Here is a 21,117-nt window from a genome sequence, read left to right as displayed (position 1 = left end):
AGCCTCGCCGTTCTGACGGGGCTGTGTTAGCATTACCCCTTCGTGAATCCACCTTCCAGCGTTTCAGAGCCTGCCAATGAGTTATCAGGTCTTAGCCCGAAAATGGCGCCCACAAACCTTTGCTGACGTCGTCGGCCAGGAACATGTGCTGACCGCACTGGCGAACGGCTTGTCGTTAGGGCGTATTCATCATGCTTATCTTTTTTCCGGCACCCGTGGCGTCGGAAAAACCTCTATCGCCCGACTGCTGGCGAAGGGGCTAAACTGCGAAACCGGCATTACCGCGACGCCGTGCGGCGTATGTGATAATTGTCGTGAAATCGAGCAAGGGCGCTTTGTCGATTTGATTGAAATCGACGCCGCCTCGCGCACTAAAGTTGAAGACACTCGCGACCTGCTGGATAACGTTCAGTACGCTCCGGCGCGTGGTCGTTTTAAAGTCTATCTGATCGACGAAGTGCATATGCTGTCACGCCACAGCTTTAACGCACTGTTAAAAACCCTTGAAGAACCGCCGGAGCACGTCAAGTTCCTGCTGGCGACCACCGATCCGCAGAAATTGCCGGTGACGATTTTGTCGCGCTGTTTGCAATTTCATCTCAAGGCGCTGGATGTCGAGCAAATTCGCCACCAGCTTGAGCACATCCTCAACGAAGAACATATCGCCCACGAGCCACGCGCACTGCAACTGCTGGCACGCGCCGCTGAAGGCAGTTTGCGAGACGCGTTAAGTCTGACCGACCAGGCGATTGCCAGCGGCGACGGCCAGGTTTCGACCCAGGCAGTAAGCGCGATGCTTGGGACGCTTGACGACGATCAGGCTCTGTCGCTGGTTGAAGCGATGGTCGAGGCCAACGGCGAGCGCGTAATGGCGCTGATTAATGAAGCCGCCGCTCGTGGTATTGAGTGGGAAGCGTTGCTGGTTGAAATGCTCGGCCTGTTGCACCGCATTGCGATGGTACAACTTTCGCCTGCCGCACTTGGCAACGACATGGTCGCCATCGAGCTGCGGATGCGTGAACTGGCGCGAACCGTACCGCCGACGGATATTCAGCTTTACTATCAGACGTTGTTGATTGGTCGCAAAGAATTACCGTATGCGCCGGACCGTCGCATGGGCGTTGAAATGACGCTATTGCGCGCGTTGGCGTTCCATCCGCGCATGCCGCTGCCTGAACCGGAAGCGCCGCGTCAGTCCTTTGCAGCCGTCGCGCCAACGGCAGTAATGACACCAACGCAGGTGCCGCCGCAACCGCAATCAGCGCCGCAGCAGGCAGCAACTGTGCCACTCTCAGAAACCACCAGCCAGGTGCTGGCGGCGCGCCAGCAACTGCAGCGCGCTCAGGGAGCAACCAAAGCAAAAAAGAGTGAACCGGCAGCCGCTACCCGCGCGCGGCCGGTGAATAACGCTGCGCTGGAAAGACTGGCTTCGGTCACCGATCGCGTTCAGTCGCGTCCGGTGCCATCGGCGCTGGAAAAAGCGCCAGCCAAAAAAGAAGCGTATCGCTGGAAAGCTACTACCCCAGTGATGCAGCAGAAAGAAATGGTCGCCACGCCGAAGGCGCTGAAAAAAGCGCTGGAACATGAAAAAACGCCGGAACTGGCGGCGAAGCTGGCGGCAGAAGCCATTGAGCGCGACCCATGGGCGGCGCAGGTGAGCCAACTATCGCTACCCAAACTGGTCGAACAGGTGGCGTTAAATGCCTGGAAAGAGGAGAACGGCAACGCAGTATGTCTACATTTGCGATCCTCTCAACGGCATCTGAATAACCGCGGCGCACAGCAAAAACTAGCTGAAGCGTTGAGCACGTTAAATGGTTCAACGGTTGAACTGACTATCGTTGAAGATGATAATCCCGCGGTGCGTACGCCGCTGGAGTGGCGTCAGGCGATATACGAAGAAAAACTTGCGCAGGCGCGCGAGTCCATAATTGCGGATAATAATATTCAGACCCTGCGTCGATTCTTTGATGCGGAGCTGGATGAAGAAAGTATCCGCCCCATTTGATCGTAAGCACTGCTTACGATCGTCATCCTTAACGTGATTGAGAGAGAAACCTATGTTTGGTAAAGGCGGTCTGGGCAACCTGATGAAGCAAGCCCAGCAGATGCAAGAAAAAATGCAGCAGATGCAGGAAGAAATCGCGAAGCTGGAAGTGACTGGCGAATCCGGCGCAGGTCTGGTGAAAGTGACCATCAATGGCGCTCACAACTGCCGTCGCGTAGAGATCGACCCGAGCCTGCTGGAAGACGACAAAGAAATGCTGGAAGACCTGGTGGCTGCAGCATTTAACGACGCAGCACGTCGTATCGAAGAAACTCAGAAAGAAAAAATGGCCTCTGTTTCCTCCGGAATGCAGCTGCCGCCTGGCTTTAAGATGCCGTTCTGATGCAAACCAGCCCGCTGTTAACACAGCTTATGGAAGCACTGCGCTGTCTGCCGGGCGTTGGCCCGAAGTCGGCGCAGCGTATGGCGTTCACGCTGCTTCAACGCGATCGTAGCGGCGGGATGCGCCTTGCACAAGCGCTCACCCGGGCGATGTCGGAAATTGGCCACTGCGCTGATTGCCGCACCTTCACTGAACAGGAAGTCTGTAACATCTGTTCAAATCCGCGTCGTCAGGAAAACGGTCAAATCTGCGTGGTGGAGAGTCCGGCGGACATCTACGCCATTGAGCAGACCGGGCAGTTTTCAGGCCGTTATTTTGTGTTGATGGGGCATCTGTCACCGCTGGACGGCATCGGTCCGGATGATATCGGGCTTGATCGCCTGGAACAGCGTCTGGCGGTAGAAAAAATCACTGAAGTGATCCTCGCCACCAACCCGACGGTCGAAGGTGAGGCCACCGCCAACTATATTGCCGAGCTTTGCGCGCAATATGACGTGGAAGCCAGCCGTATCGCTCATGGCGTACCGGTTGGCGGCGAGCTGGAAATGGTCGACGGCACCACATTGTCGCACTCCCTTGCCGGGCGTCATAAGATTCGTTTTTAAGCAAACGAGAGCAGGATCACCTGCTCTCGCTTGAAATTATCCCCCCTTGTCCCCATTTCTCCCTCATCCTGTTTTTAACCTTAAAATGGCATTGTTGAGGTAGACCTACATGAAAGGACAAGAAACTCGTGGTTTTCAGTCAGAAGTGAAGCAGCTTCTGCACCTGATGATCCATTCTCTGTATTCCAATAAAGAAATCTTCCTGCGTGAGCTTATCTCTAACGCCTCCGATGCGGCGGACAAGCTGCGTTTCCGCGCACTCTCTAACCCGGATCTGTACGAAGGTGACGGCGAACTGCGCGTTCGTGTTTCTTTCGATAAAGACAAGCGCACGCTGACCATCGCCGATAACGGCGTGGGGATGACCCGCGACGAAGTGATTGACCATCTGGGTACTATCGCTAAATCTGGCACCAAATCTTTCCTCGAATCGCTGGGTTCTGACCAGGCGAAAGACAGCCAGCTGATCGGTCAGTTTGGTGTTGGTTTCTACTCCGCGTTTATTGTGGCCGATAAAGTGACCGTACGTACTCGCGCGGCAGGCGAAAAACCAGAAAACGGCGTGTTCTGGGAATCGGCTGGCGAAGGTGAATACACCGTTGCCGATATCACCAAAGAAGATCGCGGTACTGAAATCACCCTGCATCTGCGTGAAGGTGAAGACGAGTTCCTCGATGACTGGCGCGTTCGTTCCATCATCAGCAAATACTCCGACCATATCGCGCTGCCGGTAGAGATCGAAAAACGCGAAGAGAAAGACGGCGAAACCGTTATTTCCTGGGAGAAAATCAATAAAGCGCAGGCGCTGTGGACCCGTAACAAGTCGGAAATCACCGACGAAGAGTACAAAGAGTTCTACAAACATATCGCTCACGACTTTAACGATCCGCTGACCTGGAGCCACAACCGTGTCGAAGGTAAGCAGGAATACACCAGCCTGCTGTACATCCCGTCGCAGGCGCCGTGGGATATGTGGAACCGCGATCACAAACACGGCCTGAAACTGTATGTTCAACGTGTGTTCATCATGGACGACGCAGAACAGTTTATGCCGAACTATCTGCGTTTCGTACGTGGCCTGATTGACTCCAGCGATCTGCCGCTGAACGTTTCCCGTGAAATCCTCCAGGACAGCACCGTAACCCGCAACCTACGCAATGCGCTGACCAAGCGTGTGTTGCAAATGCTGGAAAAACTGGCGAAAGATGACGCAGAAAAATACCAGACCTTCTGGCAGCAGTTTGGCCTGGTACTGAAAGAAGGTCCGGCGGAAGATTTCGCTAACCAGGAGGCGATTGCCAAACTGCTGCGTTTTGCTTCTACCCATACCGACTCTTCTGCGCAGACCGTGTCTCTGGAAGACTACGTTTCCCGCATGAAAGAAGGGCAGGAGAAAATCTACTACATCACCGCAGACAGCTACGCGGCAGCGAAGAGCAGCCCGCACCTGGAACTGCTGCGCAAGAAAGGCATCGAAGTTCTGCTGCTTTCCGACCGCATCGATGAGTGGATGATGAACTATCTGACTGAGTTCGACGGTAAACCGTTCCAGTCCGTGTCTAAAGTTGACGAGTCGCTGGAAAAACTGGCTGATGAAGTCGACGAAAGTGCAAAAGAAGCGGAAAAAGCACTGACTCCGTTCATCGATCGTGTGAAAGCACTGCTCGGCGAGCGCGTGAAAGATGTGCGTCTGACTCACCGTCTGACCGATACGCCAGCGATTGTCTCTACCGACGCGGACGAAATGAGCACTCAGATGGCGAAACTGTTCGCCGCAGCGGGCCAGAAAGTGCCGGAAGTGAAATACATCTTCGAACTGAACCCGGATCACGTGCTGGTGAAACGTGCGGCTGATACTGAAGATGAAGCGAAGTTCAGCGAGTGGGTAGAACTGCTGCTGGATCAGGCGCTGCTGGCAGAACGCGGTACGCTGGAAGATCCGAACCTGTTTATTCGTCGTATGAACCAGCTGCTGGTTTCCTGATGTAATGCCGGATGAATTTTATCCGGCATACAGCTGAATGTGGTGTCGGATGACCTTCGTGTCATCCGGCATTTTTCTTTTCATTATCTGCACTTTCCGCAAATTATCTCCCCTTTAACCGTTTCAGCCTAAGGTGCCTTTCTTGAGGCAATCGCCTGATGGTGGTATCGTTTATCGCTTTTTCAAAAAAATCGACACATTTTAAGGGGATTTTCGCAATGCGTATCATTCTGCTTGGCGCTCCGGGCGCGGGGAAAGGGACTCAGGCTCAGTTCATCATGGAGAAATATGGTATTCCGCAAATCTCCACTGGCGATATGCTGCGTGCCGCGGTCAAATCTGGCTCCGAGCTGGGTAAACAAGCTAAAGACATTATGGACGCTGGCAAACTGGTCACCGATGAACTGGTGATCGCGCTGGTTAAAGAGCGCATTGCTCAGGAAGATTGCCGTAACGGTTTCCTGCTCGACGGCTTCCCGCGTACCATTCCGCAGGCAGACGCGATGAAAGAAGCGGGCATCAACGTTGATTACGTTCTGGAATTTGACGTACCGGACGAACTGATTGTTGACCGTATCGTAGGTCGCCGCGTTCACGCGCCGTCTGGTCGTGTTTATCACGTTAAATTCAATCCGCCGAAAGTTGAAGGCAAAGACGACGTTACTGGTGAAGAGCTGACCACCCGTAAAGACGATCAGGAAGAAACCGTGCGTAAACGTCTGGTTGAATACCATCAGATGACTGCGCCGCTGATTGGCTACTACTCCAAAGAAGCAGAAGCGGGTAACACCAAATACGCGAAAGTTGACGGCACCAAACCGGTTGCTGAAGTTCGCGCAGCTCTGGAAAAAATCCTCGGCTAAGTAAAAAGGCCGGATACACTTCCGGCCTTTTACAAGGATGTAAATATGCGTTATCTCTGTTTATTACCAACAGGCATTTTATTGCTTTCGTCATTGCTGACAGGGTGTGAAATGCCTATGTGTTACGTCGGTGTAGCTCTTTCTCATGTTACCAGCAATGGTAAAGTGCATGAAAAACAAGAGCTTCCTGAAGCTCAAGTGGGCCAGTATTACGAAACCGTCGTAAAAACGACCATAAGTTGGTATGAAGCGCCGGACATTCGTCCCGAAAAGCCTGAAACTTTTCCTGAAGGCATACAAATGTCATTGTGGGCAAAAAACAAAGAGGGTGAACTTTTCCCCATCACGGATGAAAATGCCGAGTTTCTGAAAAAGAATGCAGATTCTCTGACCGAAGAGGCGTGGGTAAAATTTTCAGGCACTCCCCAGAAAGCCGGAGAATATACGATCAGGACCACTTTCAGAACGGGTACACCAATGTGTGGTAGGGCATTAAATTTAATCTGGCCATATACACTTAACGTCAATGATACCCCCGTGACGCAATAGCACCTTCTGGAAAACCTGGCGCTGGCAAAAATCTCTTATTTAAGATATAGCGCCTTATGATATTTTCTGATTTAGCCTCTCACAGCAATTAGTTCTTCTTCCTCACTTTTCCGCTACAATTATCAACAAGTTGAATCGATAAGAGGCGGTAATGCGTCAGACTAAAACCGGTATCTTGCTGGCAAACCTGGGGACGCCCGATGCCCCCACACCTGAAGCGGTAAAACGTTACCTGAAACAATTTTTGAGCGACAAACGCGTGGTTGATGCCTCACGGCTGTTGTGGTGGCCGTTGCTGCGTGGTGTGATTTTGCCGCTGCGCTCACCACGTGTGGCGAAGCTGTACGCCTCGGTCTGGATGGAAGGTGGCTCGCCGCTGATGGTTTACAGCCGCCAGCAGCAGCAGGCACTGGCACAACGTTTACCGGATACGCCAGTGGCGCTGGGCATGAGCTACGGCTCGCCATCACTGGAAAGTGCCGTAGATGAACTACTGGCAGAACATGTTGATCATATCGTGGTGCTGCCGCTCTATCCGCAATACTCCTGCTCAACGGTTGGTGCGGTATGGGATGAACTTGCACGCATTCTTGCGCGCAAGCGTAGCATTCCGGGGATATCATTTATTCGCGATTACGCCGATAACCACGATTACATTAATGCACTGGCGAACAGCGTACGCGCTTCTTTTGCCAAACATGGCGAACCGGATCTGCTGCTGCTCTCTTATCATGGTATTCCGCAACGTTATGCGGATGAAGGTGATGATTACCCACAGCGCTGTCGTACAACGACTCGCGAACTGGCTTCCGCACTGGGGATGGCACCGGAAAAAGTGATGATGACCTTTCAGTCGCGCTTTGGTCGTGAACCCTGGCTGATGCCTTATACCGATGAAACGCTGAAAATGCTCGGAGAAAAAGGAGTCGGTCATATTCAGGTGATGTGTCCGGGCTTTGCTGCGGATTGTCTGGAAACCCTGGAAGAGATTGCCGAGCAAAACCGTGAAGTCTTCCTCGGTGCGGGCGGAAAAAAATATGAATATATTCCGGCGCTTAATGCCACACCGGAACATATCGAAATGATGGCTAATCTTGTTGCAGCGTATCGCTAAAGTTGAGCGGTAAAGAACTGAGCACCGTCGCGTAGAGCATCGTCGGCGGTTTTCATCATCCGTGAATAATGCAAAAAGGCGTGCAGCGTACCGGAGTAGAGTTTGAACTCACAAGGCTGCTGGTGTGCCGCTAACGTCTGGTAAAGCAGGCGACTGTCATCCAGTAGCGGATCGAACTCCGCCCCGGCGATATAACAGGGCGGCATATTTCGAGTGAGATCATTATTAAACAGGCAGTAATACGGCGACTCGCGATCCGCTTCGCTGCCTAAATATGCCTCTTCATACATCTGCAAATCCTGTTGCGTTAAGCCATCCCAGCCACCGCCCAGCAGGCGACGTGTCACGGAATCCCGTAACCCATAAAGCCCATACCACAGCAAAACGCCCACAACCTTACCGCAATCGATCTGTTTATCACGCAGCCACAAGGCGCTGGCGAGCGCCAGCATTGCGCCAGCGGAATCACCGGCAAAGCCAATGCGTGACATATTGATTTGATAATCGCCCGCTTGCTCGTGGAAGTGACAACAGGCGGCCACAATTTCCTCTATCGGTTGCGGAAAATGCGCTTCTGGCGAAAGGGTATAATCAATGCCAATCACCGTACACTGGGTGTAGCTTGCCAGAAGTCGCATGATGCGATCGTGAGTATCGAGATTGCCGAGAATAAAACCACCGCCATGAAGATAAAATAGCGTCGCTGGGCTATCTGGATTTGGACAAAATAAGCGGGCCTCCACCTGTCCATATTTTGTTGGAACTGCGTAATCCCTGGTTTCCATTTCTGGAGCGCCAGCATTCCAGAATCGCCGCTCAAGCGTGTAATGCTGACGCTGTTCGGCAAGTGTACCTTCCGCGGGCCAGGGCGGTAAATCAGGCTGAAGCGTATTAACAACGGCCTTCATTTCGGCAGAAATCAGTTCCAGTGCGGGTAATTTGTTTTCCATCTTCATAGAAAAACTCCTTTCAAATTACGCCATTGTAAGGAAGCTCTGCCATGATAATGCGATCTCGTCTGCTGATATTGAAACTGGCTGCATCTCGCGCGTTCCCGTGAGATTGTGTTAACATTCGCCGCTCAGTTAACCACCCGTAAAAACAACCATGAAATTTCCCGGTAAACGTAAATCCAAACATTACTTCCCCGTAAATGCACGCGATCCGCTGTTGCAACAAATCCAACCAGAAAACGAAACCAGCGCAGCCTGGGTGGTCGGTATCGACCAGACGCTGGTGGATATTGAAGCCAAAGTGGAAGACGATTTTATTGAACGTTATGGATTAAGCGCCGGGCATTCACTGGTCATTGAAGATGATGTTGCCGAAGCACTCTATCAGGAACTTAAAGAGAAAAACCTGATTACCCATCAGTTTGCGGGCGGCACTATTGGTAACACCATGCACAACTACTCTGTGCTGGCGGATGACCGCTCGGTACTGCTGGGTGTGATGTGCAGCAATATTGAAATTGGCAGCTACGCCTATCGTTACTTGTGCAATACATCCAGTCGTACCGATCTTAACTATCTGCAAGGCGTAGACGGCCCGATTGGACGCTGTTTTACGCTGATTGGCGAATCTGGCGAACGCACTTTTGCCATTAGCCCTGGTCACATGAACCAGCTACGGGCAGAAAGCATTCCGGAAGATGTGATTGCCGGAGCGTCGGCGCTGGTACTCACCTCATATCTGGTGCGTTGCAAACCGGGTGAACCGATGCCGGAAGCGACCATGAAAGCCATTGAGTACGCGAAGAAATATAACGTGCCAGTGGTGCTGACGCTAGGCACCAAATTTGTCATCGCCGAGAATCCACAGTGGTGGCAGCAATTCCTCAAAGAACACGTCTCCATCCTTGCGATGAACGAAGAAGAAGCCGAAGCGTTGACCGGAGAGAGCGATCCGCTGCTGGCATCTGACAAGGCGCTGGACTGGGTGGATCTGGTGCTATGCACCGCCGGGCCAATCGGTTTGTATATGGCGGGCTTTACCGAGGACGAAGCGAAACGTAAAACCCAGCATCCGCTGCTGCCGGGCGCTATCGCAGAATTTAACCAGTATGAGTTTAGCCGCGCCATGCGCCACAAGGACTGCCAGAATCCGCTGCGCGTCTATTCGCACATTGCGCCGTACATGGGCGGACCAGAAAAAATCATGAACACCAACGGTGCCGGAGATGGCGCACTGGCGGCGCTGTTGCATGACATTACCGCCAACAGCTATCACCGCACTAACGTGCCAAATTCCAGTAAGCATAAATTTACCTGGCTGACTTATTCGTCGTTAGCGCAGGTGTGTAAATACGCTAACCGTGTGAGCTATCAGGTGCTAAACCAGCATTCACCACGCTTAACGCGCGGACTGCCGGAGCGTGAAGACAGCCTGGAAGAGTCTTACTGGGATCGTTAAGCTATCGAACCAATGACTGTCGGATGCGGCGTAAACGCCTTATCCGACCTACGGAAGATGGCACCTGTAGGCCGGATAAGATGCGTCAGCATCGCATCCGGCAATGACTGTCGGATGCGGCATAAACGCCTTATCCGACCTACGGAAGACGGCACGCGTAGGCCGGATAAGATGCGCCAGCATCGCATCCGGCAATGACTGTCGGATGCGGCATAAACGCCTTATCTGACCTACGGAAGATGGCACCTGTAGGCCGGATAAGATGCGCCAGCATCGCATCCGGCAATGGCTGTCGGATGCGGCATAAACGCCTTATCCGACCTACGGAAGATGGCACCTGTAGGCCGGATAAGATGAGTCAGCATCGCATCCGGCAATGACTGTCGGATGCGGCATAAACGCCTTATCCGACCTACGGAAGACGGCACGCGTAGGCCGGATAAGATGCGCCAGCATCGCATCCGGCAATGACTGTCGGATGCGGCATAAACGCCTTATCCGACTTACGGAAGATGGCACCTGTAGGCCGGATAAGATGCGCCAGCATCGCATCCGGCAATGGCGTCAATGTATTACCCCGTCACCACTTCACCCGCAGGTGGCGTTTCCAGAAGTTCCAGCATAGTACGGGCAATTTCACGCTCGCCCATCACTACCTGATTCGCTCCGCGCTCGGTAATATACGCCACCTCGTCGTCATAATGGGCGCGGGCGATAATCTCAATATCCGGGTTTTTCGCGCGAGCAGAAGCCACAATCTCGCCTGCTTCGTAACCGTTGGGAATCGTCAGGATCAGCCATTTTGCGCATTCCAGATGCGCCAGTTGCATGATCTCTTCGTTAGCCGCGTTGCCTAATACCGCCCGGACCCCGCGCTCGCGCAGTTCATCGACGCGAGTACGTGAAGTCTCAATCACCACTAAAGGAATATCAGACGCGAGCAATTTCTCCCCCAGCAGGCTGCCCACACGACCATAACCTACCAGCAGCGCATGGTTGCAGATATCCACCGGGATCTGCTTCTCTTCTTCAATGGCTTCCTCCAGCGTCTGCTCTTCCAGCGTTTCGGTTTTCGCCAGGTATTTCTCCAGTAGCGCGAACAGCACCGGGTTGAGCATAATCGACAAAATCGCCCCTGCCAGCACCAGGTTTTGCCCCGCCTGTGGCAGCAGATCCAGCGCCATCCCCAGACCAGCCAGAATAAAGGCGAACTCACCAATCTGCGCCAGGCTGGCGGCGATGGTCAACGCCGTACGCTGGGAGTGACCAAACAACCGGACGAGGAAAAGTGCAGCGACCGATTTACCAAACAGAATAATTGCCAGTGTAGCCAGCACCGCCAACGGCTGCTGAATAAGGATTAACGGATCAAACAACATCCCGACAGAGACGAAGAACAGCACTGCAAACGCATCGCGCAATGGCAACGTATCGTGAGCGGCACGGTGGCTAAGTTCTGACTCATTCAGCACCATCCCGGCGAAGAACGCGCCCAGCGCAAAGGAGACGTCAAACAACTCCACCGCGCCAAATGCAATTCCTAACGCCAGCGCCAGCACCGACAGGGTAAACAGCTCGCGCGAACCTGTTGCCGCGCTACGTGCCATAATCCATGGCACCAGACGGCGACCTACCAACATCATAATGGCGATAAACGCGACTACTTTGCCGATGGTGATACTCATATCCAGCGCCAGCGTCGCAAAGCCAACATCGCCTTGTTCCATCATCCCCGCTACCGCTGGCAGTAATACCAGCGTCAGGACCATCACCAAATCTTCCACAATCAGCCAGCCAATGGCGATTTGCCCGCGCTGGCTGTCTATCAACTGCCGTTCTTCAAGCGCGCGCAGCAACACCACGGTACTGGCGGTGGAAAGACACAGGCCGAACACGATGCCGGTCATCAACGACCAGCCGATCACGGCAGAAAGAGCCATACCCAGCAACGTCGCCACGGCTATCTGGGCAATTGCGCCGGGAATGGCGATAGACTTTACCGCCATCAAATCCTTGAGTGAAAAATGCAGGCCGACGCCGAACATCAGCAGAATAACGCCCAGCTCCGCCAGTTCCGGAGCCAGTTTAGTATCGGCAACAAAACCTGGGGTAAATGGGCCTGCCAGCACACCCGCTAACAGATATCCCACCAGAGGAGAAATACGCAGTTTATTGGCCAGCATGCCGAGGATAAAGGCAAGCACAAGGCCGCCAACAATTGTGGTGATAAGCGGGGTGGCGTGATGCATTCCATCTCCTTTTCCTGGTGGTGGTTGTCCATATTTTGGCCGGGAAAACCAAAATTACAGGTAATAGTTTATGACAATTTCATAGATGATGTTTATGAATAATTGTTGAATTTTGCAGAAAAATGGAATTAGCCGCAAAAAAGGCACGGATCGGAAAAGTGATGAGGTGTATGAAGAGGAAAGGCTTATGGTTACTGCAAAATGAAGCAGCCAAAGTTTACCTTTGGCTGCCAGGAATTCAGGATTTATGCCGATTATCAGGTAAGAATATGGTCAACATTCCAAGAAGCGGTAGGAAAGCACATATTTTATAAACTAACTCGATACTGGTATGGTCGGCGATAAGCCCCAGAACTGCGGCTCCAAGGCCACCCATGCCAAAAGCAAAACCGAAAAAGAGCCCGGAAACCATGCCGATACGTCCCGGAAGTAGCTCCTGAGCATAAACCAGAATGGCAGAAAACGCCGAGGCAAGGATAAATCCAATAATCACCGTTAAAACCCCCGTCCAGTACAGGCTGGCGTAGGGTAAAATCAAGGTAAATGGCGCAACGCCGAGGATAGAGCCCCAAATCACATATTTTCGACCAATCTTATCGCCCACAGGCCCGCCAATCACCGTCCCCGCCGCAACGGCAAATAAGAAGGCAAACAGATGAAGTTGGGCATTCTGGATGGATAATCCGAATTTTTGCATCAGATAAAAGGTGTAATAGCTGCTGATGCTCGCCATATAGAAATATTTCGAGAAAATCAGCACTAACAGTACGCAAACAGCCAGCACGACCTTATTTCGCGGCAGCGGATTGATTATTGGCGCTTTCGGCTTGCCTTTACTCATTCGGTGCTGTGCAGAGTACCAGCGGCTGATTTGCGCCAACACCACGATTGCCAGCAGTGCCGCCAGTACAAACCATGCAACGTTGCCTTTGCCATAGGGGGCGATGAGCACCGCCGCCAGCAATGGCCCTAACGAGCTGCCAAAGTTACCGCCGACCTGGAAGATAGATTGCGCCAGACCGTGACGTCCGCCAGACGCCATACGCGCCACGCGGGAAGATTCCGGGTGAAAGACCGACGAACCGGTACCGACCAGCGCCGCCGCCAGCAACACTGAGCCAAAACTGCCCGCCAGCGCCAGCAATACCAGGCCGCTTAAGGTAAAGCACATGCCAATGGGCAGCGACCACGGCATTGGGTATTTATCTGTCCAGTAGCCGACCACCGGTTGCAGCAGCGAAGAGGCGAGCTGGAAGGTGAGGGTTATCAGCCCAATCTGCATAAACGTCAGGGAAAACTCTGACTGTAATAGCGGATAAATCGCCAGAATCAGCGATTGGATCATGTCGTTCAGCAGATGTGAGAGGCTGATTGCGCCTAAAATACCAAACGAAGTTCGGGCCTTGGTGGCCGACGCAGTCGCGCCTGCCACAGGCTGGGATTGTTCACTCATTGCCATAGAAAAGTCACTTTTTCAGAGTTGCGATGTAAAAATTTATCTTAATTGTGATTATTACCTGACTAACATACCTGTACGTGCCGTTTGAAGGAAGTCTCAATGTGGAAAACAGAATTTCCAATCTGGATGTAGATTTATCGTAACCGAACGCAGACTTGTCTATGATGTCGCGTCATACTAATTTTCAACACGTTATTATCTGGTCAGGGAGAGAAGTATGAAATTATTGCAGCGGGGTGTGGCATTAGCACTGTTAACCACATTGTCACTGGCGAGTGAAACTGCGTTGGCCTATGAGCAGGATAAAACCTATAAAATTACGGTTCTGCATACCAACGACCATCACGGTCATTTCTGGCGCAATGAATATGGCGAATACGGTCTGGCGGCACAAAAAACGCTGGTGGACGGTATTCGTAAAGAGGTCGCCGCTGAAGGCGGTAGCGTGCTGCTGCTTTCAGGTGGTGATATTAATACGGGTGTGCCGGAGTCTGACTTACAGGACGCCGAACCTGATTTTCGCGGCATGAATCTGGTGGGCTATGATGCAATGGCGATTGGCAATCATGAATTTGATAACCCGCTCACCGTATTACGCCAGCAGGAAAAGTGGGCAAAGTTCCCGTTGCTCTCTGCCAATATCTATCAAAAAAGTACCGGCGAGAGATTGTTTAAACCCTGGGCGCTGTTTAAGCGCCAGGATCTGAAAATCGCGGTAGTTGGTCTGACGACCGATGACACGGCGAAAATTGGTAACCCGGAATACTTCACCGACATTGAATTTCGTAAACCTGCCGAAGAAGCGAAGCTGGTGATTCAGGAACTTCAACAGACAGAAAAGCCAGACATTATTATCGCAGCCACGCATATGGGGCATTACGACAACGGCGAGCACGGCTCTAACGCGCCGGGTGATGTCGAGATGGCGCGCAGTCTGCCTGCCGGATCGCTGGCGATGATCGTCGGCGGTCACTCGCAAGATCCAGTCTGTATGGCAGCGGAAAATAAAAAGCAGGTAGATTACGTTCCTGGTACGCCATGCAAACCGGATCAACAAAACGGCATCTGGATTGTCCAGGCGCATGAGTGGGGCAAATACGTTGGTCGGGCCGATTTTGAGTTTCGCAACGGCGAAATGAAAATGGTCAACTATCAGTTGATTCCGGTGAACCTGAAGAAAAAAGTCACCTGGGAAGATGGGAAAAGCGAGCGCGTGTTGTACACACCGGAAATCGCCGAGAACCAGCAAATGATCTCGCTGTTATCACCGTTCCAGAACAAAGGCAAAGCGCAGCTGGAAGTGAAAATAGGCGAAACCAATGGTCGTCTGGAAGGCGACCGCAGTAAAGTGCGTTTTGTGCAGACCAATATGGGACGATTGATTCTGGCAGCACAAATGGATCGCACCGGGGCAGACTTCGCGGTGATGAGCGGTGGGGGGATTCGTGACTCCATTGAGGCTGGCAATATCAGCTACAAAAATGTGCTGAAAGTACAGCCGTTCGGCAATGTGGTGGTGTATGCCGATATGAGTGGTAAAGAGGCGATTGATTACCTGACTGCCGTCGCGCAAATGAAGCCGGATTCCGGTGCCTATCCGCAATTTGCCAACGTCAGTTTTGTGGCGAAAGACGGCAAACTCAACGACCTGAAAATCAAAGGCGAACCGGTCGATCCGGCAAAAACCTATCGCATGGCAACATTAAACTTTAATGCTACTGGTGGTGATGGTTACCCGCGCCTTGATAACAAACCGGGCTATGTGAATACCGGTTTTATTGATGCCGAAGTGCTGAAAGACTATATCCAGAAAAATTCGCCGCTGGATGTGAGCGGGTACGAGCCGAAAGGTGAGGTGAGCTGGCAGTAATGAACCCCGTCGCGGCGTCATGATATGACGCCGCCATTTATGAATATTGAAATCTTGCATCGTAATCGCGATGTGTCAAACCAAATGCCATCAGCATATAATTTTGCGGATCACCAGGCTGTTCTTCATCTGCTTCAAACCAAAGTGTCACGCCTGAGCGATTGACGTGGATTAAGAGTGTATGGGGCGATTGACGGCGGATTTGCAGATCAGCGCCTTCGTTAACAAGCATGTTAAATACACGCGTAACGTTTAACTCAGCGATGTTATTCAATATTCCTTTATCAAATCTGATCGCTTTGCCCAAATGGATTTGGCTCAAATAATCGCACCAAATCATATATAGCTTGTTGCCTTCGAAATAGAACTCAACATTGCCAAATAGCCAGATATAAAAACCATTTCCCATATCATTTTTAGAGTCCGGTTCAACAAAGTTTTGTTCCAGCCATGCCATTGTTTGCCCCGGTTCGACAAAATCGAATTTTCCGTTAAAGACAAAATCATGGAAACTAACATCAACAAGATGGTCAAATTTCATCTTTTCGCTCCTGTGTGAATTTTTACACGCTTCAGAAGCCAGCGTAATTTACATCGGTGCAGGCGACTCTCCAGTGTTGAGCGAAAACTTACGATGTCGACATTGGACCGATCTACCGCAGCAACCCCCGTGTATTGTGGGATCGGTGAAGCGATCTTTTCTAACTTTCCCAGCGCCAGCAGTTGTTGAATGATCCTGCTGCCGTCGTGGTAATCATCGTAAATAGCCACTGGCAGAGGCTGCCAGGCGGGAGTCGATTTGATAAATCCGGAAAAAAAATACGGGTCCAGATCGCCGAAATCAAAGCCATAGGCGAGGGGAACTTCAATATTTTGCTCTGTTTTTTTATTCTCAAATGCACAATGAAAACCGTGAAAACAATACTGCCACTTTCCCATTTTGCCTTTTCGCTTACGGTTGCATTTGAAGGGGGAAAAGGCAACTAGTGGGTTATTTTCCGTCATCGCAACGTTCAGTTGTTCAGCCAATGCAAATATAAGCTCTGTCGCCAGCTTACGATATTCTTTCGCGCAGTGTTCGAAAAAATCCTGATGGCGGTTAATCTCTTCAAGTGATATTAATCTGGCGATCCGGATAACCGGGTCGGCAGAAGGCAAGCCAACAACAAACTCATCGAGCTGTGCTTTCAGCTCCAGCCCGAATTCCTCACGATACTTCTCTGCTTCGCTGGCAAAATGCAGATGTAATACCTTCTCTTTCGGTGTTTGCCGAAGTAAGGCGATATCCGGTATCTCATCTGCACAAGCGATACTTAATGTCTCTGTAATCCTTTCCACATCTTATCTTCCGTGTGCATCACTTAATCGCGGCGGGCGATATCGGCAAATTTCGCATCGAGGATCTTCGCCAGATCACTTGCCGCCAGTTCGATATCCAGCCCGCGTTTACCGCCGGAAACATAAATAGTGGCAAATTCTTGCGCGGGGGCGTCGATAATCGTCGGCAGACGTTTTTTCTGCCCCAGTGGGCTAATTCCCCCAACCAGATATCCCGTCGAACGCTGCGCGACCATCGGATCGGCCATCTCTACTTTCTTGGCACCCAGCGCTTTCGCCACTTTTTTAAGATCTAATTGACCTGCGACTGGCGTAATGGCCACAGCAAGGTGTTTCATATCGCCGTTCACTGCGACCAGCAGCGTTTTGTACACCTGATCCGCATTCAATCCTAATTTTTTGACCACTTCATCGCCAAAATTGGTTTCAGCCGGATCGTGTTCGTAGGTATGAACCTGAAAAGAAATTTTGTTTTTTTCGAGTAATTTAACTGCCGGTGTCATCGTAAATTTCCTGCCTTAAACAAAAAACGAAGCAAGCATACGCCTGATAGTGGTCCAAAAAAAAGAGCCATCTTGCCTAAGAGTATTGGCAGGATGGTGAGATTGAGCGACAATCGACTTACACCGTCGCGTAAAGTGACGGCATAATAATAAAAATATGAAATTCCTCTTTGACGGGCCAATAGCGATATTGGCCATTTTTTTAGCGCAACATCTGTGGCAAATTCCCTTCTCCATACAGATGTAAAGCACCGACCGCGACCATATAGCGCCCCGGCGGCATAGCGCGTAATTTATCCCGCCAGGCGAGATTTCGTTGGTGCATCAGTACATCGTACAGCGACTGGCTAAACGTATTGGGCAGCGTTATTTCATTATTTTGCGGCGGCGTATTCAGCCACCAGCTCATCATTTGTTGCAGCAGCCGTGCGTTGGTATGCCAGTGGGTCAGCGTATCGTCCAGCAGCGCCAGTCCTTTGTCAGGGAGCTGGAGTAACATGGCAATCTGTTTTTCTGCCCCTTCCAGTTCAATTACAGGTTTATGTTGTTGTTTCGCCGCCTGTAATAACTGGTAATCGATACCGTATTCTGCCCGCAGCCCTAGCTTTTGCGCCTGCGTTGCCTGGAGAACCATCGCGATTTGCCACAGCGGTTGGGTAGAAAACAGCGAGGGGGAAATGCCCATCTCCTGGCTAATGTGCTGCAGGTTTTGCAATTGCTTCTCGCTGATACGTTCTTCCAGCGCCTCGCAGGCGGGCAAATTGGCAAAAGGCGTATCGCTGGTGGAAACATCCGCCTCGACGATCAGCGCATCGGCATTTTTGAGTTTTTTGAGCAAACGGGTGGGCAGGGGAGCCATATCGTGGCTACCCATATGAATACTGCCAATCAGATGAAAATGGCGATTGCCGGGAAGAGAGATATCGATAGCAGGCCAGGTGTAATGATTACCGCGCAGCGCGGCCCAAAGCGTTTTTACCCGGTACAACAGATCCATACGACCTCCCTTTGTGAAATATCATGCTAGCGCGCAGGGAGGGATGGCGCAAATGGAGTTGATTGTTGCACTTGTGCATAGTGCTTCATCCGGCATTCGAGCACTATTGCCTGATGCGACGCTGGCGCGTCTTATCAGGCCTACAAACCTGTGCTCGAACCGTAGGCCGGATAAGGCGTTTACGCCGCATCCGGCAGTCATGCGTCGATGCCAAATGCGCCACCCTAAAGCAGCGCATCCGCAATGACATGCTTATTCCTTCGGTTTAAACCGCAGCAACCGGTTGGCGTTACTCACTACGGTAATCGACGAGAGCGCCATTGCCGCACCGGCAACTACCGGGTTAAGCAGCGTTCCGGTGAACGGCCACAAAATACCGGCAGCGACCGGAATACCAATGCTGTTATAGACAAACGCGCCGAGCAGGTTCTGCTTCATATTTCGCAGCGTCGCGCGGGAGATTGCGAGCGCATCGGCAACACCCATCAGGCTATGGCGCATCAGGGTAATCGCCGCGGTTTCAATGGCAACATCACTGCCGCCGCCCATCGCAATACCCACATCCGCCTGGGCCAGCGCTGGTGCGTCGTTAATGCCGTCGCCCACCATCGCCACCTGACGTCCCTCACTTTGCAGACGTTTAATCGCTTCGGCTTTACCGTCTGGCAGCACCCCGGCAATCACTTCATCAATCCCCGCTTCTTTGGCGATTGCATTGGCGGTGGTTGGGTTATCCCCGGTCAACATCACCAGGCGATATCCCGCTTTATGCAGACGTTGCAGCGCCGCCACGCTATCGCTACGCAATGGATCACGTACCGCCAGCAGGGCAACCGCTTTCCCGTCAACCGCCAGCAACACAGGCGTTGAGCCTTGCGACGCCTGGGCGGTAATTTCCGCTTCAATAGCTTTGGTATCCACTTGTTGCTCATTTAACAACGCCTGATTACCCAGCAACAGGGTATGACCTTCTGCTTCACCGCTCACGCCCAGCCCGCGCAATGTGCGGAAGCCGTTGACCTGCGGCAGTTGCATATTGCCTGCTTTATCGAGGATCGCCCGTGCCAGCGGATGGCTGGAACCTTGCTCCAGTGCCGCCGCCAGACGCAATGCCTGCGCTTCATCAACATCAGCAAAAGTTTTCACTGCCACAACCTGCGGTTTACCTTCGGTCAGCGTCCCGGTTTTATCGAACACGACGGTGTCGAGCGTACTGGCGCGTTGCAGGGCGTCAGCGTCACGCACCAGCACGCCAAATTCTGCCGCACGCCCGACGCCGGAAATAATCGACATCGGCGTTGCCAGCCCCAGCGCACACGGACAGGCGATAATCAGTACCGTGGTGGCAATCACCAGGGTATAAACAATTTGCGGTGCCGGGCCAAAGAAGTACCAGATTGCCGCACTGACCAGCGCAATGACCACTACCACTGGCACAAACACGGCAGAGATTTTATCCGCCAGCTGACCGATTTCCGGTTTACTGCTCTGGGCCTGGCGCACCATGCGAATGATCCGTGACAGCGTGGTATGGCTGCCAACCGCACTGGCGCGAAACAGCACGCTGCCGTCCTGTACCACTGTCCCGGCATGGACGCTATCGCCTTCGCCTTTTTGCTGCGGAATAGGTTCGCCCGTCAGCATCGCTTCATCCAGCCATGCTTCGCCCTGGGTAATCTCACCATCTACCGGCACGCGGTCGCCCGTCGTCAGGCGCAGTAACATGCCTGGCTGAACTTCCGCCAGTGGCACACTTTTTTCACCTTCGTCAGTAACCAGGCGCGCTGTCGGCGGGGTTAAATCGAGTAATTTCTCCAGCGCCTTTGAAGAACGCTGACGTGCGCGCGCTTCCAGCATATGACCGAGGTTGATCAGACCGATAATCATCGCGCTGGCTTCGTAGTAAAGATGTCGCGCTTCCATCGGGAACCACTGAGGCCACAGGTTGACGCTCATTGAATAGAGCCACGCCACGCCAGTTCCCAGCGCCACCAGCGTATCCATCGTCGCAGCGCCGTTTCGCAGGCTTTTCCACGCGCTGCGGTAAAAATGCCCGCCAGCGAAAACCATCACCGCCAGCGTTATCAGGCCGATAACCAGCCACAGGCTGCGGTTTTCGGCGGTGACCATCATATTATCGCCGATCATCCCCCAGACCATCACCGGGATACCCACCGCCAGGGCGACAATCGCCTGCCAGCGGAAGCGCTTCATTGTAGCGATGGCGGTTTCTTGCTGGCGCTCACGGCGTTTAGCGTCATCTTCGATCGCTTCCGCGCCATAACCTGCTTTCTCCACCGCCTGGACTAAATCTTGTGGGGAGGCACTGCCCATGACCAGCGCAGTACGCTCCGCCAGGTTTACCCGTGCCTGGGTGACGCCCGGTACGCTTTGCAGCGCATTTTGTACGCGGGTGACACAGCTGGCGCAGCTCATGCCGCTGAGTAGCAACTGCTGGCTGTCATCGTCATCGGCGGTCGCTGCCGGAAGCTCATCAGAAACCGCTGTCAGTGCTTCCGACGGGATTGATGACTCCGCCAGCGGTTTAGCCTTTGGGTGGCTTACAGATGCGTCATAACCCGCTTGTTTGATGGTTTCGATCAGCTGTTCTGCACTGGCAGTGCCGGTAACGTGTGCTTCAGTGACAGACACATCAGCCTGCTCAACGTCCGGGCGCTGTTCGAGACTTTCTTTCACGCGTTTAACGCAGTGACCGCAGGACAGGCCGTCCAGGGTCAGGTCGATAGTTTGTGACATAACATACTCCTTTAAGACAGTGTTGAC

General features: G+C 52.5%; 18 protein-coding genes and 1 other annotated feature. Of the genes, 9 read left to right on the top strand and 9 right to left on the bottom strand.

From position 1 onward, the window contains the following. Window positions 1–76 precede the first annotated feature (76 nt). The 7 genes from dnaX to hemH all read left to right on the top strand — a co-directional run bounded on the left by dnaX (window position 77) and on the right by hemH (window position 7,505). Window positions 77–2,008 carry a DNA polymerase III subunit gamma/tau gene (gene dnaX, locus A9180_RS12555; protein ID WP_064529078.1) on the top strand — a complete coding sequence of 644 codons (1,932 nt, stop codon included), beginning with the start codon at window positions 77–79 and terminating at the stop codon, window positions 2,006–2,008. After that, window positions 1,341–1,405: a sequence feature (DnaX frameshifting element), on the top strand. Its footprint overlaps the gene before it by 65 nt. Window positions 2,009–2,060: 52 nt before the next feature. Next, a complete protein-coding gene (locus A9180_RS12550; protein ID WP_001515903.1) occupies window positions 2,061–2,390 on the top strand; it encodes a YbaB/EbfC family nucleoid-associated protein in 330 nt (109 codons plus the stop codon). After that, window positions 2,390–2,995, top strand: coding sequence for a recombination mediator RecR (recR, locus tag A9180_RS12545; RefSeq protein ID WP_064529077.1), 606 nt, complete (start codon window positions 2,390–2,392; stop codon window positions 2,993–2,995). The genes A9180_RS12550 and recR overlap by 1 nt, the downstream gene beginning before the upstream one ends. Window positions 2,996–3,104: 109 nt before the next feature. After that, entirely contained in the window at window positions 3,105–4,979 is a 1,875-nt protein-coding gene (gene htpG, locus A9180_RS12540; RefSeq protein ID WP_064529076.1) for a molecular chaperone HtpG, read from the top strand. Window positions 4,980–5,197: 218 nt separating this feature from the next. Further along, entirely contained in the window at window positions 5,198–5,842 is a 645-nt protein-coding gene (gene adk, locus A9180_RS12535; protein ID WP_001313630.1) for an adenylate kinase, read from the top strand. A gap of 45 nt (window positions 5,843–5,887) precedes the next feature. Beyond that, window positions 5,888–6,391 carry a hypothetical protein gene (locus tag A9180_RS12530; RefSeq protein WP_149025976.1) on the top strand — a complete coding sequence of 168 codons (504 nt, stop codon included), beginning with the start codon at window positions 5,888–5,890 and terminating at the stop codon, window positions 6,389–6,391. Between the two features lie 151 nt (window positions 6,392–6,542). Beyond that, the gene (gene hemH / locus A9180_RS12525; RefSeq protein ID WP_064529074.1) at window positions 6,543–7,505 is read left to right on the top strand and encodes a ferrochelatase; all 963 of its coding nucleotides are present in this window, start codon (window positions 6,543–6,545) and stop codon (window positions 7,503–7,505) included. Here hemH and aes read toward each other — a convergent pair. Next, window positions 7,502–8,461 (bottom strand): acetyl esterase, encoded by a 960-nt coding sequence (gene aes / locus A9180_RS12520; RefSeq protein ID WP_064529073.1) that lies wholly within the window; start codon window positions 8,459–8,461, stop codon window positions 7,502–7,504. The two genes, hemH and aes, sit on opposite strands and share 4 nt — an antisense overlap. 151 nt (window positions 8,462–8,612) lie before the next feature. On the opposite strand from aes, the gene gsk reads away from it, so the two are divergent. Beyond that, window positions 8,613–9,917, top strand: a complete 1,305-nt coding sequence (gene gsk, locus A9180_RS12515) for an inosine/guanosine kinase (protein WP_064529072.1) — start codon at window positions 8,613–8,615, stop codon at window positions 9,915–9,917. 412 nt (window positions 9,918–10,329) lie between these two features. Here gsk and A9180_RS24525 read toward each other — a convergent pair whose 3' ends face one another. From A9180_RS24525 to fsr, 3 genes are all read right to left on the bottom strand, one after another. Beyond that, window positions 10,330–10,485: a hypothetical protein gene (locus A9180_RS24525; RefSeq protein WP_157945701.1), complete on the bottom strand. Its 156-nt coding sequence runs from the start codon at window positions 10,483–10,485 to the stop codon at window positions 10,330–10,332. A 4-nt stretch (window positions 10,486–10,489) separates the two neighbouring features. After that, window positions 10,490–12,166 carry a YbaL family putative K(+) efflux transporter gene (gene ybaL / locus A9180_RS12510; RefSeq protein WP_064529071.1) on the bottom strand — a complete coding sequence of 559 codons (1,677 nt, stop codon included), beginning with the start codon at window positions 12,164–12,166 and terminating at the stop codon, window positions 10,490–10,492. A 238-nt stretch (window positions 12,167–12,404) separates the two neighbouring features. Further along, window positions 12,405–13,625 (bottom strand): fosmidomycin MFS transporter, encoded by a 1,221-nt coding sequence (fsr, locus tag A9180_RS12505; RefSeq protein WP_064529070.1) that lies wholly within the window; start codon window positions 13,623–13,625, stop codon window positions 12,405–12,407. A gap of 217 nt (window positions 13,626–13,842) precedes the next feature. On the opposite strand from fsr, the gene ushA reads away from it, so the two are divergent. Then, on the top strand, window positions 13,843–15,495 hold the full coding sequence (gene ushA, locus A9180_RS12500) for a bifunctional UDP-sugar hydrolase/5'-nucleotidase (RefSeq protein ID WP_064529069.1): 1,653 nt from the start codon (window positions 13,843–13,845) through the stop codon (window positions 15,493–15,495). Between the two features lie 37 nt (window positions 15,496–15,532). Here ushA and A9180_RS12495 read toward each other — a convergent pair whose 3' ends face one another. The 5 genes from A9180_RS12495 to copA all read right to left on the bottom strand — a co-directional run bounded on the left by A9180_RS12495 (window position 15,533) and on the right by copA (window position 21,090). Further along, on the bottom strand, window positions 15,533–16,036 hold the full coding sequence (locus A9180_RS12495; protein WP_064529068.1) for a hypothetical protein: 504 nt from the start codon (window positions 16,034–16,036) through the stop codon (window positions 15,533–15,535). Continuing rightward, the gene (locus A9180_RS12490; protein ID WP_064529067.1) at window positions 16,033–16,833 is read right to left on the bottom strand and encodes a DUF6896 domain-containing protein; all 801 of its coding nucleotides are present in this window, start codon (window positions 16,831–16,833) and stop codon (window positions 16,033–16,035) included. Before A9180_RS12490 ends, A9180_RS12495 begins: the two co-directional genes overlap by 4 nt. Window positions 16,834–16,856: 23 nt before the next feature. Continuing rightward, window positions 16,857–17,336 (bottom strand): Cys-tRNA(Pro)/Cys-tRNA(Cys) deacylase YbaK, encoded by a 480-nt coding sequence (gene ybaK / locus A9180_RS12485; RefSeq protein WP_064529066.1) that lies wholly within the window; start codon window positions 17,334–17,336, stop codon window positions 16,857–16,859. A 202-nt stretch (window positions 17,337–17,538) separates the two neighbouring features. Continuing rightward, window positions 17,539–18,333 (bottom strand): TraB/GumN family protein, encoded by a 795-nt coding sequence (locus A9180_RS12480; protein WP_064529065.1) that lies wholly within the window; start codon window positions 18,331–18,333, stop codon window positions 17,539–17,541. Window positions 18,334–18,585: 252 nt separating this feature from the next. Beyond that, on the bottom strand, window positions 18,586–21,090 hold the full coding sequence (gene copA / locus A9180_RS12475) for a copper-exporting P-type ATPase CopA (protein WP_064529064.1): 2,505 nt from the start codon (window positions 21,088–21,090) through the stop codon (window positions 18,586–18,588). Window positions 21,091–21,117 lie beyond the last annotated feature (27 nt).

Origin of the sequence: Escherichia sp. B1147 (assembly GCF_001660175.1) — a bacterium.
GTDB classification, from domain to species: domain Bacteria; phylum Pseudomonadota; class Gammaproteobacteria; order Enterobacterales; family Enterobacteriaceae; genus Escherichia; species Escherichia whittamii.
This window is presented reverse-complemented; position numbering and strand designations above follow the sequence as displayed.